Source organism: Actinomadura sp. WAC 06369, from assembly GCF_003947565.1.
GTDB lineage: Bacteria > Actinomycetota > Actinomycetes > Streptosporangiales > Streptosporangiaceae > Spirillospora > Spirillospora rifamycini.
The window spans coordinates 1-16,138 of the sequence record NZ_QHJN01000024.1 but is presented as its reverse complement, the minus strand read 5'-3'; the positions used below and the strand labels follow the sequence as shown (position 1 = coordinate 16,138).

13 protein-coding genes are annotated in these 16,138 nt (G+C 77.2%); 10 read left to right on the top strand and 3 right to left on the bottom strand.

Annotation, left to right across the window (positions count from 1 at the left end; translation table 11 throughout):
- Nucleotides 1-107 precede the first annotated feature (107 nt).
- A complete protein-coding gene (locus DMH08_RS09250; RefSeq protein ID WP_026403237.1) occupies nucleotides 108-1,028 on the top strand; it encodes a hypothetical protein in 921 nt (306 codons plus the stop codon).
- Between the two features lie 51 nt (nucleotides 1,029-1,079).
- On the opposite strand, the gene DMH08_RS09245 is transcribed toward DMH08_RS09250, so the two are convergent.
- Nucleotides 1,080-2,618, bottom strand: a complete 1,539-nt coding sequence (locus tag DMH08_RS09245) for a PucR family transcriptional regulator (protein ID WP_125613009.1) — start codon at nucleotides 2,616-2,618, stop codon at nucleotides 1,080-1,082.
- A 134-nt stretch (nucleotides 2,619-2,752) separates the two neighbouring features.
- On the opposite strand from DMH08_RS09245, the gene DMH08_RS09240 reads away from it, so the two are divergent.
- Complete coding sequence (locus tag DMH08_RS09240) at nucleotides 2,753-3,997, top strand: NAD(P)/FAD-dependent oxidoreductase (protein ID WP_125613007.1); 1,245 nt, start codon at nucleotides 2,753-2,755, stop codon at nucleotides 3,995-3,997.
- 34 nt (nucleotides 3,998-4,031) lie between these two features.
- Here the strand turns inward: DMH08_RS09240 and DMH08_RS09235 are convergent, their stop codons facing one another.
- A complete protein-coding gene (locus DMH08_RS09235) occupies nucleotides 4,032-4,505 on the bottom strand; it encodes a MarR family winged helix-turn-helix transcriptional regulator (protein WP_026403240.1) in 474 nt (157 codons plus the stop codon).
- A gap of 99 nt (nucleotides 4,506-4,604) precedes the next feature.
- Here DMH08_RS09235 and DMH08_RS09230 point away from each other — a divergent pair, with 99 nt between their 5' ends.
- Complete coding sequence (locus DMH08_RS09230; protein WP_233617496.1) at nucleotides 4,605-6,233, top strand: DHA2 family efflux MFS transporter permease subunit; 1,629 nt, start codon at nucleotides 4,605-4,607, stop codon at nucleotides 6,231-6,233.
- Here DMH08_RS09230 and DMH08_RS09225 read toward each other — a convergent pair.
- Nucleotides 6,223-7,455 (bottom strand): L,D-transpeptidase, encoded by a 1,233-nt coding sequence (locus DMH08_RS09225; protein ID WP_233617495.1) that lies wholly within the window; start codon nucleotides 7,453-7,455, stop codon nucleotides 6,223-6,225. The two genes, DMH08_RS09230 and DMH08_RS09225, sit on opposite strands and share 11 nt — an antisense overlap.
- A gap of 356 nt (nucleotides 7,456-7,811) precedes the next feature.
- Between DMH08_RS09225 and DMH08_RS09220 the strand changes: the two genes are divergently transcribed.
- From DMH08_RS09220 to DMH08_RS09190, 7 genes are all read left to right on the top strand, one after another.
- The gene (locus DMH08_RS09220) at nucleotides 7,812-9,242 is read left to right on the top strand and encodes an exopolysaccharide biosynthesis polyprenyl glycosylphosphotransferase (protein WP_051300872.1); all 1,431 of its coding nucleotides are present in this window, start codon (nucleotides 7,812-7,814) and stop codon (nucleotides 9,240-9,242) included.
- On the top strand, nucleotides 9,239-10,576 hold the full coding sequence (locus DMH08_RS09215; RefSeq protein ID WP_125613000.1) for an O-antigen ligase family protein: 1,338 nt from the start codon (nucleotides 9,239-9,241) through the stop codon (nucleotides 10,574-10,576). The genes DMH08_RS09220 and DMH08_RS09215 overlap by 4 nt, the downstream gene beginning before the upstream one ends.
- Entirely contained in the window at nucleotides 10,573-12,369 is a 1,797-nt protein-coding gene (locus DMH08_RS09210; RefSeq protein WP_125612998.1) for a lipid II flippase MurJ, read from the top strand. Before DMH08_RS09215 ends, DMH08_RS09210 begins: the two co-directional genes overlap by 4 nt.
- A complete protein-coding gene (locus DMH08_RS09205; protein ID WP_084550525.1) occupies nucleotides 12,344-13,039 on the top strand; it encodes a polysaccharide deacetylase family protein in 696 nt (231 codons plus the stop codon). The genes DMH08_RS09210 and DMH08_RS09205 overlap by 26 nt, the downstream gene beginning before the upstream one ends.
- A 34-nt stretch (nucleotides 13,040-13,073) precedes the next feature.
- Entirely contained in the window at nucleotides 13,074-14,246 is a 1,173-nt protein-coding gene (locus tag DMH08_RS09200; RefSeq protein WP_233617494.1) for a glycosyltransferase, read from the top strand.
- A 13-nt stretch (nucleotides 14,247-14,259) separates the two neighbouring features.
- Complete coding sequence (locus tag DMH08_RS09195; RefSeq protein WP_125612996.1) at nucleotides 14,260-14,973, top strand: Wzz/FepE/Etk N-terminal domain-containing protein; 714 nt, start codon at nucleotides 14,260-14,262, stop codon at nucleotides 14,971-14,973.
- Nucleotides 14,973-16,138: GNAT family N-acetyltransferase (locus tag DMH08_RS09190; RefSeq protein WP_148108583.1), on the top strand; the 1,166-nt coding region annotated here is incomplete at its 3' end. The genes DMH08_RS09195 and DMH08_RS09190, both read left to right, overlap by 1 nt.

Below are 16,138 nucleotides of genomic sequence, written 5' to 3'. Positions count from 1 at the left end.
ACTCCATTGTGCTATAACGTGCGACATGTCGTCACTGCCGTCGGGGAGGGCCGATCCGTTCCGGCGCCGGTGTCCGTCCACGCGCCCGGAGGAGTGGAAGCACGCACATGGGGGGAGTCATATGCGGCGCGTGCGTCCAGATCCTCGCGCTGATCGCGGTGCTGTCGAGCCCCGCGTCCCAGCCGCTCGCGCGCGTCGTCGAACCGGCGCCCGCCCGCGGCTGCGTCTCCGAGCGCCTCTCCGCGGACGTCCCGGAGCCGGCCGAGGTGCCCGAGCACCGGCCCCCGCCCCCTCCCCAGGCGATGGGCATGCTGGGGAAGGTGCAGGGCTCGGAGCTGAAGTTCACGTTCTACCGCGGCATCGGCGGAGGTCTCCGGATCGTCACCACGGACGGCGGCGCGGCGTTCTCGTTCGAGGCCGGCGTCGGCCTCGGCGGCTCGTTCTCCGCGGGGACGGCCGACGACCTGCCGAACCCCGGGCCCGCCGCCGAGGGCCGCGTCTCCCTGAACACCCGCCTCCTGCCCGTCCGGCCGCCGGACTTCGGAGCGACGGTCGACGCGACCGGGAAGCTCCAGGGATACACGGACGTGAAGACAGGTAAATACCGCACCCGCTTCCACAGCAGGCCCGTCTATCTGATGGGAGACGAAGAGGCCGGGGCCGGGACGGAGGCGCCCATAGTCCGGCGCTCGTGGAGCCTCGGCAGCGAATTCAAGATCGCGATCAAGTACACCCTCCGCAGCGCGTGGGACGACGTCCTCGACCTGCTGTCCGCCCTGGCGCACATCTTCCCGTCGGCCCAGGTCCCGCCGGTCCCGCTGGCCCGGCCCGTCGACGCGTACGTCTTCACCGCGCACGCCGACCGCGGCCACACCGTCCGTCCGGCGGACGCCCCGTTCGACCGGGCGGAATGCCGCACCGCCGCGCCACCGGGCGCGGAGCGGCTGAGCCTGCTGATGGCGAAGTGCGAGCGGCGGACCCGCAACGCCCGGACGCGCCGCACGGGCCGCCGCTCCTCCTCCGCCTGACCGGACGCCCGCCTCTGGACGCCCGGCTCCCGGACGCGCGCCGGGCCGCCGTCACGCCCGTCCGGCGGCGTCCGGGAGGGCGGCGAGTTGGAGGCGGAGGGCCAGCCGCACCCGGGAGGACGCGAGGTCGAGGGGCGCCGTGTCGGCCATGCGGCGCAGGCGGTACCGCAGCGTGTTCGGGTGGATCCGGAGTTCGGCCGCCGCGCCCTTCGGGTCGCCGAAGTGGTCGAGCCAGGCGGCCAGCGTCGGCAGGTAGGACGTGCCGTGCTCCGCGTCGTGCTCGCGGAGGGCCCGCAGGGGGCTGCCGAGGACGTCCGGCCCGACCGCCCTGCGCGCGCGCTCGACGACGACGGCGTCCCACGCGTCCTCCAGCAGGACGGTGCCCGCCGCCGCGAGCCGCCCGGACGCCGCGAGCCCGTCCAGTTCGGCGGCCTCGGCCCGGGACCGGGGCAGGTCGGCCGGGGCGGCGGCGGGGCCGCCGATCGCCGCGTACAGGTCCGGGTCGCGCACGCGGGCGAGGACGTCCGCCAGCCACGGCGGCGACCCCGGCTCCCGCGCGCGGCCGCCCGGCCCGGCCGTGAGGACGGCGTGCAGCGCGCCGTCGAGGTCGGTGAGCAGCGGGCGGCGCCAGCCGAACCGGCGGGCGATCGCCTCCCACAGGTCGAGCGCCCGCCGCGCGTCGCCGCCGCCGCGGGCGCCGAGGATCGCGACCCGCCACGGCGGCGGGTCGGGCACCGCGAGCGGCGAGCCGTCCCGCAGCGCCGCCCGCAGGTGCTCCGCCGACACCCGCCGCGCGACCTCCGCGTCGGCGCGCAGCCGCAGCAGGTGCAGGGCGAGGACGGACGCCAGCTCGGTGAGCCGCCGGACCCGCGCGTCCGGGATGGGGGTGCGGGCGACCGCCCAGATCGAGCCGAGCCACTCGCCGCCCGCGCGGACCGGGACGACCAGCCGCGGCAGCATCCCGTCGGGCCCCGCGGGGACGGCGATGGGGTCGCTCGACCCGGCCATCTTCCGGAACACCCCGCAGGCGCGCAGATGCGCGGTGACCTGCGGCGGGACGCGGCGGCCCACGATCGTCGAGACCCGGGCGGGGTCGGTCGCGTCCTGCAGCCCCGAGTAGGCGAGGACGCGCGACCGGGCGTCCTCCACGGTGACCGGGGCGCCCGCGATCTCCGCGGCGGCGTCGGCGAGCGCGAACAGGTCGTCGTGCGCGCCCGGCGAGCCGGGCAGCGGGGCGCCCGCCCGGTCGACGGCCCCGCGGACGAGCCACACGAGGTGCGCCCACGAGGCGTCCGGCTGGAGCTCGACGAGCGCGGGCGCCCGGGTCCGCGCGGCGGGCGCGGCCGCCGCGGCGAGCGGGGCCTTCACGGCGACGGCGGCGGCGCCCGCGGCGTCGGCCCGCTCCAGCAGCGCGACCGCGGCCGCCGCCGAGTGCAGGCCGATGCCGAGGACCAGGTCGCCGGGCTGCCCGGCGGGCTCGCCCGGTTCGGCGAGGACGACGTCGTCCACCGGCCCGGCGCGGCCCTCGGTGAGCACCCGGAGCAGGCTCGGCCCGAGGGATCCGGCAAGGTCCGCCACGCTGATCGCCATACCCCCAGTGTTACCGACCGATTGTGCGAATCGCACAAGGCGTGCGCGCCCGATTGCCCGGATCGGACGAGGCCGCGGCCGCCGCGCCGTCCCACCATCGGAGGTGAGAGGACCGCCGCAGAGAGGAACGTGGGATGGTCGCGAACGTGTCCGGTGAAACGCGCCGTGTCGCCGTCGTGGGCGCCGGGATGGTCGGCCTGTCCACGGCGTGGTTCCTGCAGGAGCGCGGCGTGGACGTGACCGTGTTCGACCGGGGGGACGTCGCGGCGGGCGCGTCGTGGGGCAACGCGGGCTGGCTGACGCCGGGGCTCGCGACGCCGCTGCCGGAACCGGCCGTCCTGCGGTACGGGGTCCGCGCGGTGCTCAGCCCGTCGTCGCCGGTGTACGTGCCGCCGAGCGCGGACCCGCGGCTGCTGCGGTTCCTCGCCGGGTTCGCGCGGCACAGCACGGCCGCGCGGTGGCGGCGCGCGATGGAGGCGCTGGTGCCGATCAACCGGCTGGCGCTGCCGAGCTTCGACGCCCTGGTCGAGGGCGGCGTCGAGGCCGAGACGCGGGACGCCGCCACGTTCGTCGCCGCGTACCGGACGGCCGCCGAGCGCCGCGTCCTGCTGGAGGAGGTCGAGCACATCCGGGCGGCCGGCCAGGGGCTGGAGTACGAGGCGCTCGACGGCGACGAGGCCCGGAAGCTGGAGCCGCTGCTGTCGGACCGGATCGGCGCGGCGATCCTGCTGCGCGGCCAGCGCTACATCGACCCCGGGCGGTTCGTGCACGCCCTCGCCGCCGCCGTGCGGGCCCGCGGCGGCGACATCCGCACCGGGACGCCCGTCGGCGACCTGCACGACGGCCCCGGCGGCGTGGCCGTCCAGGGGGAGGCGTTCGACGCGGCGGTGGTCGCGAGCGGCGTGTGGCTCGGCGGGCTCGCGCGCCGGTTCGGCGTCCGCGCGCTCGTCCAGGCGGGCCGCGGCTACAGCTTCAGCGTGCCGGTGTCGGAGGCGCCGTCCGGCCCGGTGTACCTCCCGGCGCAGCGCGTCGCGTGCACGCCGCTGGGCGACCGGCTGCGCGTCGCGGGGATGATGGAGTTCCGCCGCCCGGACGCGGCGCTCGACCCCCGCCGGGTCCGGGCGATCGTGGAGGCGGCGCGCCCGATGCTGCGCGGCGTCGGCCTGGACGACCGGCGGGACGAGTGGGTCGGGTCCCGCCCGTGCACGCGGGACGGCCTGCCGCTCATCGGCGCGACCCGCTCGCCGCGCGTGTTCGTCGGCGGCGGCCACGGCATGTGGGGCATCACCCTGGGCCCCGCCACCGGCCGCCTCCTCGCGGACACGATCACGACGGGCCGCCCCCCGTCCGAACTGGCCCACTTCGACCCCCTCCGCTGACCGCCCCGCCCCGCCGCCGGGCCGTGGGAGGCGGTCATTCGGGGGTGTCGGGGTCCATGGCGGTGCGGAGGCGGGTCAGGAGGGTCTCGAACTCGGCGAGGACGCCGGGCGGGTAGTCGGCCAGGACGGCGTCCTCGCGCGCGTTGACGGGGCCGAAGAAGTCCTCGGCGATCGTGCGGGCGTGCTCGCCGATGCGCAGCGTGACGATCCGGCGGTCGGCCCGCTCGCGGGTGCGGGTGATGTGGCCGCCCTCCTCCAGGCGGTTGAGCAGGGCGGTCATGGCGCCGGACGACAGCGCGATGCGGCGGCCGAGGAGCGCGGGGGAGAGCGGGGCGCCGCGCTGCTCGGCGGAGGCGATCTCCAGCAGCGCGAACGCGTCGGTGGCGTGGACGCCGAGGACGGTGGCGAAGCGGCGGCCCAGTTCGGTGAACTCCGCACCGTAGGCCCGCAGCCCCTCGACGAGGCGTTTCCGCTGGTCGGCGACGGCGTCGCGGTCCGCGTGTTCCATCCGGTCCTCCCGTTCGCGTTGACAACCGGTCGTGCCCAACTCTACCTTCCTCGTGAAGTAACTCCATCATAAAGATACTTCACCATGGAGGTATTCAGGGTGTCCGAACCCTCTTCCCTAGGGCGCGCGCTCGGGCTGGTGACGATCTCGCTCGGCGTCGCGCTGATCGTGGTCGACGCCACGATCGTCAACGTGATCGTCCCGTCGGTCATCGAGGACCTCGGGATCGGCTCCGCCGAGGCGCAGTGGACGCAGGAGTCGTACGCGATCGTCTTCGCGGCGTTCCTGCTGCTCGCCGGGCGCGTCGCCGACATCGTCGGCGCCCGCCGGGTGTTCGTCGCCGGGCTCGTCGCGTTCGGCGCGACCAGCGTGCTCGCCGGCGTCGCACCGGACGGCGGCCTGCTCGTCGCCGCGCGGTTCCTGCAGGGCGCCGGCGCGGCGATGATCCTGCCGACGTCGCTGTCCCTGCTCAACGCGACCTTCACCGGCGCGGCGCGCGGCCGCGCCTTCGCCGTCTGGGGGTCGACGATCGGCGCCGCGTCGGCGCTCGGCCCCGTCCTCGGCGGGTGGCTCACCGAGCAGGCGTCCTGGCGCTGGGCGTTCGGGATCAACGTGCCGCTCACCGCGCTGCTGTGCGCGGGCGCGCTGCTGTTCTTCGCGCCGTCGCCCCGCGCCGGCGGCCGGATCGACGCGGCGGGCGCCGTCCTGTCCGTGCTCGGGCTCGGGCTGCTCGCGTTCGGGCTCGTCGAGGGCCGCCACTACGGCTGGTTCGCGAGCGTCCGGCCGCTGGAGCTCCCCGGCGCGACCTGGGGCGCCGGACCGTCGCCCGCCTTCGCCGCGCTCCTCCTGGCGGTCCTGCTGCTCGCCGCGTTCGTCCGCCGGCAGGTGCGGCTGGTGCGGCGCGGCGACGCCGGGCGGGCGCTGATGGACGTGCGGCTGTTCTCCATCGCGTCGTTCCGCAACGGCAACGTCGTCACGCTGATCATCGGCATGGGCGAGTTCGGGGTCCTGGCGGTGCTGCCGCTGTGGCTCCAGTTCACCCTCGGGTACAGCGCGCTGGAGGCGGGGCTCGCGCTCGTCCCGCTGGCGGCGGGCAGCTTCTGCGCGAGCGGCGCCGCGTTCGGCATGCCGGTGTCGCCGCTCGGCCAGGTCCGGCTGGGGCTGGCGCTGGAGGTCGCCGGGCTGGCGGCGCTCGGGCTCGTCGCGTCCCCGGACAGCTCGTGGTGGCCGGTCGCGCTCGCCCTGTTCGGCTACGGCGTCGGCGTCGGGTTCGCGACGGCGCAGGTCACGAACGTGGTGCTCGCGGACGTCCCGCCGCGCAGCGCGGGGCAGGCGTCCGGCGTGCAGAGCGCGTTCCGCGAGCTCGGGTTCGCGCTCGGCATCGCCCTGCTGACCACCCTGTTCTTCACCGCGCTCGGCGCCCGGATCCGCGACCGGCTCACCGCCGACGGCGTCCCCGACGGGGCGGCGGACGCCCACGCCGGCGCCGTCACCGACTCCGCCGGCGCCGCGATCGGGGCGCTGGCCGGACGGCCCGAGACGGCGCCGGTCGCGGACGCGGCGCGGGCCGCGATGGCCGACGGCGTCGCGCTCTGCTCCTACGCCGCCGCGGCCTGCGTCGTCATCGGCCTCGTCGCGACCGCCCTCATCCCCGCGTCCCGCCCCGCGGCGGACGGCGGGCGGCCGCGGGACGGGGCCCCGGCGGACGCCGCGGAGGTCAGGACCTGAGCGGGGACGTCGTCACGGGCGCGCGGTCGGTGGTGTTCGACCACTTGCCGAACGGGACCTCCCAGTAGCCCCAGCCGTTCCACCAGTCGAGCTTCCGCGCGGTGCCGGTGATGTTGACGATGTCGCCCCGGTACGACCAGTGGTAGAGCCACTTGGCGTCCTGGGCGGGCGACCGGACGCAGCCGTGGCTGCAGTTGCGGTTGCCGAGGCAGGCCGGGTCGGACGTGTTCTCGTGGATGTACTCGCCGCTGTTGGAGATGCGGGTCGCCCACGGGACCTGCTCGTCGTAGTAGCCGGGGTCGCCCTTCTTCTTGCCGGGGGACACCATCCGCTCCATGCGGCTGCGGTCCATGGTGAGGTGGACGCCGCTGGTGGTGAGCAGGTGGTCGACGCCGTCGGCCCACACGTCGCCGCCGGAGCCGAGGCTGACGCCCCAGCTCCGGACCGTCCTGCCGTTCTCCCGGACGACGAGCTCGTGCGTCTTCGCGTTGATGTCGACGACGTGCGAGTCACCGATCTTGAAGCGGCGGGTGACGTCCTTGGCGCCGAACACGTCGTCGCCGATCTTCAGGCCCGCGTAGTGGACGGTGACCGACACCTCCTGGTTCGGCGCCCACGGCTTCTTCGGGCGGAACACCAGGGACGGGAGGCCGTTGAAGGAGTGGCCCTTGTCGAGCCAGCGCCATGAGCCGACGGTCGGCTTCGTCGACGACAGCTCGATGCTCTTCTCGATCAGCGGCTTGGCCCGCTCGGGGACGTCCTTGGTGAACTGGATGAAGATCGGCATGCCGGTACCGACGGTCTCGCCCGCGCTCGGCACCACGTTGCTGATCCGGGTGGCGGCGACCGCGGTCGTGGTGCGGAAGGCGCTGGCCGCGGTCGCCGTCCGCCCCTGCGGCGACGTCGCCGTGGCCTGCACCCGGTAGCTCCCGCCGGGCGCGAGCGTCCAGGACGACCGCCACGTCGTCTTGTCGGCGGACAGCGCGCCCGGCACCGGCTTGCCCTTGAGGGTCACGGCGACCGTGCCGAGCGTCCCGCCGGACGCCTTGACGACGACCCCCTGGTCCGGGCGGGCGCGCGCGTCGCCGTTCGCCGGGGTGATCGTTACCGTCGGGGCGGCGGCCGCGGTCTTCGCGGGGGCGACGCCGCCCCCGCCCCCGCCGCCGCACGCCGTCGCCAGTCCGAGGACCAGCGCCATGGCCATGGCCGTCTTGCCTCGCACCGTTCTCCTCTTGTCAGGGGGATCGAGTGATGATCTGTGACGCCGATTCTCCCGCTCGGGTTCGCCCGTCAACAGGTATTTCCCGAAGACCGCCCGGCGTTTCCGGGGAACTTCGGGGAACAGGTGCGAATTTTCGGCATTTACGCAGGTCAGGGGCGGAACTCGATCTTCTGCTCAAGAGTGGGGAGCGCCTTGTTAAAAGGCGGCGGTCCATGCCGATCCGCCCTGCGAAGCTGAACCGTGGCCACCTGCGCGGACGTCCGCGTCAGCGGCGGAGGGGACGCGCGGACGCGGGCCCGTCAGGACGCCCGGCGAGGCCGGCATGGGTGAGTCTTCGGCATGGAGGGACTTGCGAGATGAGTGCCATCGACTCCGGGGCCCGCGCGGACCTCGCCGCCCCCGGCGGCGCCGCGGCGCCCGCCCCCGGCACGCCGCCGGTCCCGTACCGCCGCCGGACGCGCGGCCCGCGCCTGCTGCCGGCCCTCTACCCGGTGTGCCTCGCCGCCGCCGACGGCTGGGCGATGGCGGCCGCGGTCACGGCCGCGCAGCCCGGGCGGCCGGACCGCGCGCTGCCCGCCGCGGCCGCCGCGGCCGTCATCGCGCTGAACGCGGGCGGCGGGCTGTACCGGGCGCGGCGCGGCCCGTCGCTGCTGACCGACCTGCGGGGGCTGCTGGTCCGCGCACTGCTGGTGGGGACGGTCGCCGCGGTGCTGCTCGCGGCCGGCCCGGTCGCCTGGCTGCGGCTGCTGGCGCTCGCCGCGGCCGTCCCGGTCGCGTCCCGCGCGCTCGCGAACGGCGCGGCCCGCGTCTACCGGTGCCGCCGCTCCCGGTCCCGTCCCGCCCTGGTCGTCGGGGTCGGCGGCACGTCCGGGCGGCTCGTCGAGCTGCTGCGGGCGCGCGGCGAGTTCGGGCTCGCCCCGGTCGGCCAGGTCGCCGCCGGGCTGCCCGCCGAGCCGGTGCCGCCCGTGCTCGGCGACATCGCCGACGTGCCGGTGCTCGTCGACAAGCACGGCGTCGGCACCCTGATCGTCGTCGCCGAGGACGTCGCGCCCGAGCAGCTCGACTCCGTCCTGCGGCTGTCGTTCGGCCTCCCCTGCGAGACGCTGCTCGTGCAGCCCCCGGCGGCGGTCGTCCCGGTCGAGCCGGGCCGCCGCGAGTACCTCGCCGGGCTGCCGTGCGCCCGCGTGGACTGGCGGCTGCGCGACCCCGCCCGCCGGTACGCGAAGCGGCTGCTGGACGTGTCCGTCGCGGCCGCCCTGCTGCTCCTGGCGGCGCCGCTGCTCGCGGCGTGCGCGGTCGCGGTGCGGCTGGAGGGCGGGCCCGGCGTGCTGTTCCGGCAGCGGCGGATCGGGCTCGGCGGCGAGGAGTTCGTGCTGCTGAAGTTCCGCACGCTGAAGCCGGCGGACGAGCAGGAGGCCGACACCCGCTGGACCGTGCGGGGCGATCGCCGCATGGGCCCGGTCGGCCGGTTCCTGCGCGACACGTCCCTGGACGAGCTGCCGCAGCTGTGGAACGTCGTGCGCGGCGACATGAGCCTCGTCGGCCCGCGCCCGGAACGCCCCCACTTCGTGGAGCAGTTCTCCCGCACCTGCCCCGGCTACCTGCTGCGGCACCGCGTCCCCGTCGGCATGACCGGCTGGGCGCAGGTGCACGGATTCCGGGGCGACACGTCCATCGAACTGCGCGCGCGCCTGGACAACCACTACATCGACCACTGGTCGTTCGGCGCCGACCTCAAGATCCTGCTGCTGACCGTCCGGGCCGTCCTCGGGAGGGACTCCGGATGACGGAGGCGTGGCGGGGGCGCCCGAGCTGGATCGCGGCGGCCACCGTCGCCTGCGTCGGCGTCCCGCAGGTCGGCCCGGCGTTCGGCTCCGGCGTCGAGGTCACCGCGGGCGACGTCGCGAGCGTCGTGCTCATGGCGGCCGCCGCGATCCTGGTCGTGCGGGGCCGGACGCGCGTGCCGCGCGCGGCGCTGCTCGCGTTCGGGCCGCTGGTCGCGACGCTCGGCGTCACCACCGTCTGCTCGTCCGACATCGCGGCGAGCCTGCCCGGGTACCTCCGCGACCTGCAGATCTTCGTGCTGGTGCCGCTCGCGGTCGTCCTGGTGTGCCGGGACCGCCGCGACCTCGGCATCGTCTGCGGCGCGGTGCTCGGCCTCGGGCTCGCGGAGGCCGGGTACGGGATCTGGCAGGCGGCCACCGGCAACGGCGCGTCGATCGGCGGCGCCAACATCCGCGCCGTCGGCACGTTCGGCGCGGTCGACGTCATGGCGATGTCGGTCGTCGCCGCGTTCGCGTTCGTGCTGGCGACGGCGTACCTGCTCGCGGGCGTCCGGCGGTCCCGCGGCACCGTGCCCGCCGCGCTCGGCGGGCTGGCCGTGCTCGGTGCGGCGCTCGTCCTCGCGCTCAGCCGCGGGACGTGGCTGGCGCTCGGCGCCGCGGTCGTGCTGATGCTCGTCCTGTTCGACCGCCGGCTCGCGGTGCGCGCCGTCGCGTGCGGCGCGGCGCTGGTGCTGCTGTTCGGGGTGTTCACGGGCGGCGACTCGTCCGCCGTGACGGCGCGCGCGCGGTCCATGGTGGGGTCCGTCACCGAACCGGACCGGTCGGTGAACGACCGGTACCACCTGTGGTCCGCCGCCCAGGGGATGTGGCGGGACGACCCGCTCACCGGCGTCGGCGTGAAGAACTTCGCGGAGTACCGCGACACCTACGCGGGGATCGAGCTGTCGTCGGGCAGCGAGACCCACGACCCCGTCAACGGGTACGTGCGGCAGTCGCTGCTGTCGCCGCACAACCAGTACCTGCTGGTCCTCGCCGAGCAGGGCCTCGTGGGCCTCGCCGGGTTCGCGCTGATGCTCGCGGCGGTCGTCCGGGGCCTGTGGCTGCGCCGCCGCCCCCGCGACCCGCTCTGGCTCGCCGCCGCGGGCGCCATGGCGTTCCTGCTGACGAACTTCTGCTACTCCGACCTCGGCGGGCCGACGACCGTGCTCACCGCGGTCCTGCTCGGCGTCGCCGCCGCCCGCGCCCTCGGCCCGCGCCGCCCCGCCCCCGCCCTCGTCGACCGGCACGGCTTCCGCGTCCACCGGCCGGCCGCCCACGCGCCCGGCGGGGCGCCATGACCGCCACCGCGCGCACCGCGAAGGGGACGCGGGGCCCCGGGTTCGGCGGGACGACCGGCCGGTCCGGCAGGGCCGGGACGGCCGGGGCGGACGGGTCCGTGGGGCGCGCGGCGGCGCTGTCGGGGGCGCTCGTCGCCGCCGGCACCGGCCTCGGGTTCCTGCGCGACCTCGTCATGGCGCACCAGTTCGGCGCGAGCCGCGGCACCGACGCGTTCCTCGTCGCCTGGACGATCCCGGAGACGGTGTCGCCGCTGCTCATCGAGGACGCGATGGCGCTGCTCATGGTGCCGGTCGTGACCCGGCTGCTCGCCCGGGGGGACGGGCTGCGCGGGTTCGTCGGCCGCACCCTGCCGCGCATGGTCGCGGTCCTCGCCGTCGTGACCGTCACGCTCGCGCTCGCCGCGCCCGCGGTCGTCGCGCTGCTCGCGCCCGGCCTGCCGGGGCACGGGCCCGCGGTGCTGTGCGTCCGGCTCACCGCGGTCACCGTCGTCACGTTCGGGATCGCCGGGTTCATGAGCGCGACGCTGCGGGCGCACCACCGGTTCGGCCCGCCCGCCGCGATCTACGCCGCCTACAACGTGGGCATCCTCGCGCTGATCGCGGTCCTGGCCGGGACCGCCGGGGTCACCAGCGCCGCGATCGGCGTCGCGGCCGGCAGCGTCCTGATGGTCGCGGTGCAGGCGCCCGCGTTCGTCCGGTGCCTGCGGGACGCGCCCCCGCGGCGGCTCCCCGCGGACGCGCCGCGCCTCGCCCTCGCGGCCGTCGCGCCCGTCGTCGTGTACACGGTGACGCGGCAGGCGCAGGTGTTCGTGGAGCGGTTCCTCGGCTCGGGCCTGGAGGCGGGCGCGATCTCGCACCTGAACTACGCGCAGAAGGTCGCCCAGGTCCCGATGATCATGTCGCTGATGATCGTCACGGTGACGTTCCCGCGGCTCGCCCGCGCCTCCGCCGACGGCGACGTGCGCGGCGTCGCCCGCCGCATCCGGCAGGACCTCGCCGCCGCGGGCGCGATGGTGCTGTGCGCCACCGCGTTCCTCGTCGCGTTCGCGCCCGCCGTCATCGAGGTGCTGTTCGAGCACGGCGAGTTCACCGCCGACGACACCCGCGACACCGCCGCCATCATGCGCGTGTACGCGGTCGGCCTGTGGGGCCACATGGCCGTGGGCCTCGCCGCCCGCGCGTTCTTCGCGCACGGCCGTCCGCGGTGGGGCCCCGCCGGGGTGCTGGCCGCCGGGCTCGTCGTGACCGCCGCGGTCGGCGCGGCGCTCGCCGCCACCGCCGGGACGCTCGCGCTCGCCGCCGCGAACGCCGCCGGGATCACCCTCGCCGCCGTCCTGCTGATCGCCGGGCTGCGGGTCCGGGTCGCGCCCGTCGCGCTGCGCGGCATCGCCGCCGACACCGGACGGCTGCTGCTCGCGGCCGTCGGCGCCGGCGCGGCCGGCCGGCTCGCCGCGGACGCCGTCGCCGGCGCGCTCGGACCGGACGCGCCCGCACCGCTCGTCCTCGCCGCGGGCGGCCCGGCGACGGCCGCGGCGTTCGCGCTCCTGCTCGTCCTCGCCGGCCGCGACCTCGTCGCGCCGTGGTCCGCCCGGCGCGGGCCGGGCCGCCGCGGGGCCGGCGCACGGTTCACCATCCGGCCGCGGCCCGCCCGCCGCGGCCGTTCCGACTCGGGGGAGACCAGTGACACAGCCGACCGAACCGGCCCGCCTGACGGGCCCGGCGCAGATCCCGCGGTCCGGCGGGACCCGCCGGGCGCCGCTGGTGCTGATGTACCACTCGATCGATCGCCGTGACGACGACCCGCACCTGGTCACCGTGTCGCCGCGCCGGTTCGAGCGCCAGCTCGCCTGGCTGCGGGCGCGCGGCCTGCGCGGCGTCGGCATGCAGGAGCTGCTGTACGCGCACGGCGCCGGACGCGCCCGCGGGCTCGTCGGCCTCACCTTCGACGACGGGTACGCGGACTTCGCGACCCGCGCCGTCCCGGTGCTGCTGCGGTACGGGTTCGGCGCGACCGTGTTCGTCGTGTCCGGCCGGATCGGCGAGCACAACGCGTGGGACAGCGACGGCCCCGGCGGGCGCGGCCCCCGCAAGCCGCTGATGACCGCCGAGCAGGTCCGGACGGTCGCGGGCGCGGGCGTCGAGGTCGGCTCGCACGGCCGGCTGCACGTCCCGCTCCCCGACGCCGGCGACGACGCGCTCCGCGTCGAGCTCGCCGAGAGCAAGGCGGCGCTGGAGGAGATCCTCGACCGCCCGGTCAACGGGTTCGCCTACCCGTACGGCCGCGCGGGCGAGCGCGAGGTCGAGGCCGTCCGCGCCGCGGGCTACGGCTACGCGTGCCACATCGCGCCCGGCGCCGCGTCCCGCCACGCGCTCCCGCGCACGTACGTCGGCGACGCGGACGGCCCGCTGCGGCTGCGCGCGAAGGTCCTCCGCCACGAACTCCTGCAACGGAGCCGCATATGACCCCCGCCCGCCGCGTCCCGCCCGGGGGTGCGGCGTGATCCGGGTGCTGCACGTCATCACGGGGCTGGAGCACGGCGGCGCGGAGCGGCAGCTCGCGCTGCTGCTGCCGCACCTGCCGCCGGACGTGGCGTGCGAGGTCGTGTCGCTGACGCGGACCGGGACGGTCGGCGCGGAGATAGCGGCCGCCGGCGTGCCCGTGCACGAACTCGGGATGGGCGGCAACCGGGACCTCGCGGCGCTCCCGCGGCTCGTCCGGCTGATCCGCCGCGGACGCTACGACGTCGTCCACACGCACCTCTACAGGGCGTGCGTGTACGGGCGGCTCGCCGCGCGCCTCGCGGGGACCGGCCCCCGGCGGACGCCGCCCCGCATCATCGCGACCGAGCACTCACTGGGCGACGGGCACCTGGAAGGACGCCGGACCACGCGCGGCGTCCGTGCCCTTTACCTCGCGACCGAACGCCTCGGATCGCTCACCATCGCGGTCTCCCCGACCGTCGCGCGCCGCCTGTACGCGTGGGGCGTCGCACCCGAACGGGTCGTCGTCGTCCCGAACGCCGTGGACGCCGCCGCGTTCGCGTTCGACCCCGCCCGCCGGACCGCGGCCCGCGCCGCGCTCGGCCTCGCACCCGGCGAACCGGTCGTCGGCGCCGTCGGACGCCTCGTGCCCACCAAGCGGTTCGACCTGCTCGTCGACGCCCTCGCGCGCCCCGCGCTCGCGGGCGTGCGGCTGCTCGTCGTCGGCGACGGCCCGCAGCGGCACGCGCTCGACCGCATCGCCGCCGCCCGCGGCGTCGCGGACCGGGTGGTCCTCGCGGGCGGGACGGCCGACGTCGCGGGCGCCCTCGCGGCCATGGACGTCCTCGCCGCCCCGTCCGTCCAGGAGACCTTCGGCCTCGGCGTCCTGGAGGGCCTCGCCGCCGGGCTCCCCGTCCTCTACACGGCCTGCCCGGCGCTGGACGACCTGCCGTCCGGCGAGGCCCCGGGCGCGCGGCGGCTGCCCCCCGCCGCGGACGCGGACCGCTGGAGCGCGGAGCTGGCCCGCCTCCTGCCGTCCGGCGCGCGGGCGCGCGCGGCGGTGCCCCCCGCCGTCGCCCGCCGCCACGCCGTCGCGGACCAGGCGGCCCGGCTCGCCCGGCTGTACGCGGGCGGACCGGCCGGCGGCGCCGACCGGGCGCCGACCACCCGGGAAGTCATATCGACCTGAAAAGGGGCATGTCATGTCGAAAGGTGATGGAGTCGAGCAGCCGGCCCGCCGCACCGGCACGCCGGCCGCGCTCGTCCGGGGCGTCCGGCGCCGCGCCGCCGCGCTGCTGCGCCGGTACGCGGTGCCCATCGCGTTCGGGCTCGTCGGCCTGCTCGGCGGCACCGCCTACACGCTGTTCACCCCGCCGACCTACACCGCGACCGCGTTCGTCCTGGTCGTCGAGGACGGCGACCGGCAGACCGGCGGCGGCGCGGTCGGCTTCGCGCAGGCGTACGGGCGGCTCGCCCCGCTGCCCGAGACCCTCGCCTGGTCGCGGCGGCCGCTGCCGAAGGCGCCGCCGGGCGAGGTGCACGAGCACATCCAGGCGTCCACCTCGCCCGACACGCCGCTCGTCAAGCTCACCGGCCGCGCCGCCACCGCGCGGGACGCCGCCGCGTTCGCGAACTCCGCCGCCGACGCGCTCGTCCGGTACGGCCGGGCGCACAGCGCCGACACCGGCGTGCGCGTCGCGCTGATGGGCGTCGCGCAGCCGCCGGACGCGCCGACGTCGCCGAACCCGCCGCTGAACATCGCCGTCGGGACCGCGTCCGGGACGCTGCTCGCCGGGCTCGCCGCCGCCGCCCTGAGCGGCTCGAACCGCCGCCGCGGCCGGTACGGCGCCGCCCCCGCCCGCCGCCGCGTCCCCGAGGTCCCCGCGCCCGCCGCCGAACCGGTGGAGGTCCGCTGATGCGGGCGCCCGGCCCGGTCCGGCGGCTCGGCGCGGCCGTCCCCGCGCCGCGCGGCCCCGAGGCGCCCGGCTGGACCGCCGAGGTCCGCCGCGACGACGCCGCGCTGCCCGCCCTCGCCGCCGACCTCCGCGACCTGTACCGGCGCTGCCCCACCGCGACCCCGTTCCAGGCGTACGAGTGGATCCGGCCCTGGTGGGACGAGTACGGGACGCCCGGACGGCTGCGCCTCGCGACCGTCCGGCGCGGCGGCCGCCTCGTCGCCGCGGCCCCGCTCGCGCTCGTCCGGCGCGCCGGGCTGCCGGTGCTCGTCCCGCTCGCCGCGCCGCAGAGCGACGTCACCGACCTCCTGCTCGACCCCGCGCACGCCGACGCCGCCGCCCCGCGCCTCGCCCGCGCCCTGCTCGCCGACTCCGGCTGGGCCGCGCTCGACCTGCCCGAGGTCCGCCCCGGCGCCGCTGCGCACCGGCTCGCCCGGCACTGGCCCGGCCGCACCTGGCGGACGCCGTCCTCGGTGTGCCTCGACCTTCCCGACGCCGACGTGTCCGGCGTCCTCGCCCGCCTGCCCGGCCGCGCCGCCGGCAAGACCCGCGCCCGGCTCCGCAGGATCGACCGCCGCGGCATCACCGTGCGCCCGGCCCCGCCCGACGAGGTGCCGACGGCCGTCCGCGAGCTGCTCGACCTGCACGTCCGGCAGTGGCGGGGCCGCCCGCTCAACCCCGAGCACACCCGCGACCGGTTCCGCCGCCACCTCGCCGCCGCCGCGCAGGGCCTCGCCCGCGACGGCGGCGCCGCCGTCCTGCGCTACCACTGGGACGGCCGCCTCGTCGCCGCCGACCTCGTCCTGCTCGGCCACGGCTTCGCGGGCGCCTACCTCTACGGCGCCGCCCCCGACCTCCGCGACCACGTCGACGTCGGCCTCATGCTGCTCCGCGAGGACCTCGCCGTCGCGGACGGCCGCGGCCTCAGCCTCCTGCGCGGCCGCGAACCCTACAAGCTCAAATGGCGCCCCGACCCGGTGCGGCACGAGCGCCTCGTCTTCGCCCGGACCCGCACGGCCCCCGCCTACGCGGCCCTGACCCGAGCCCGCGCCGCCCTGGCCGCCCGCCGCCACGCAGCGCCCCGGCAGGTCGCCGTCCGGCGGGCACGCGACCGCCACCTCCCACC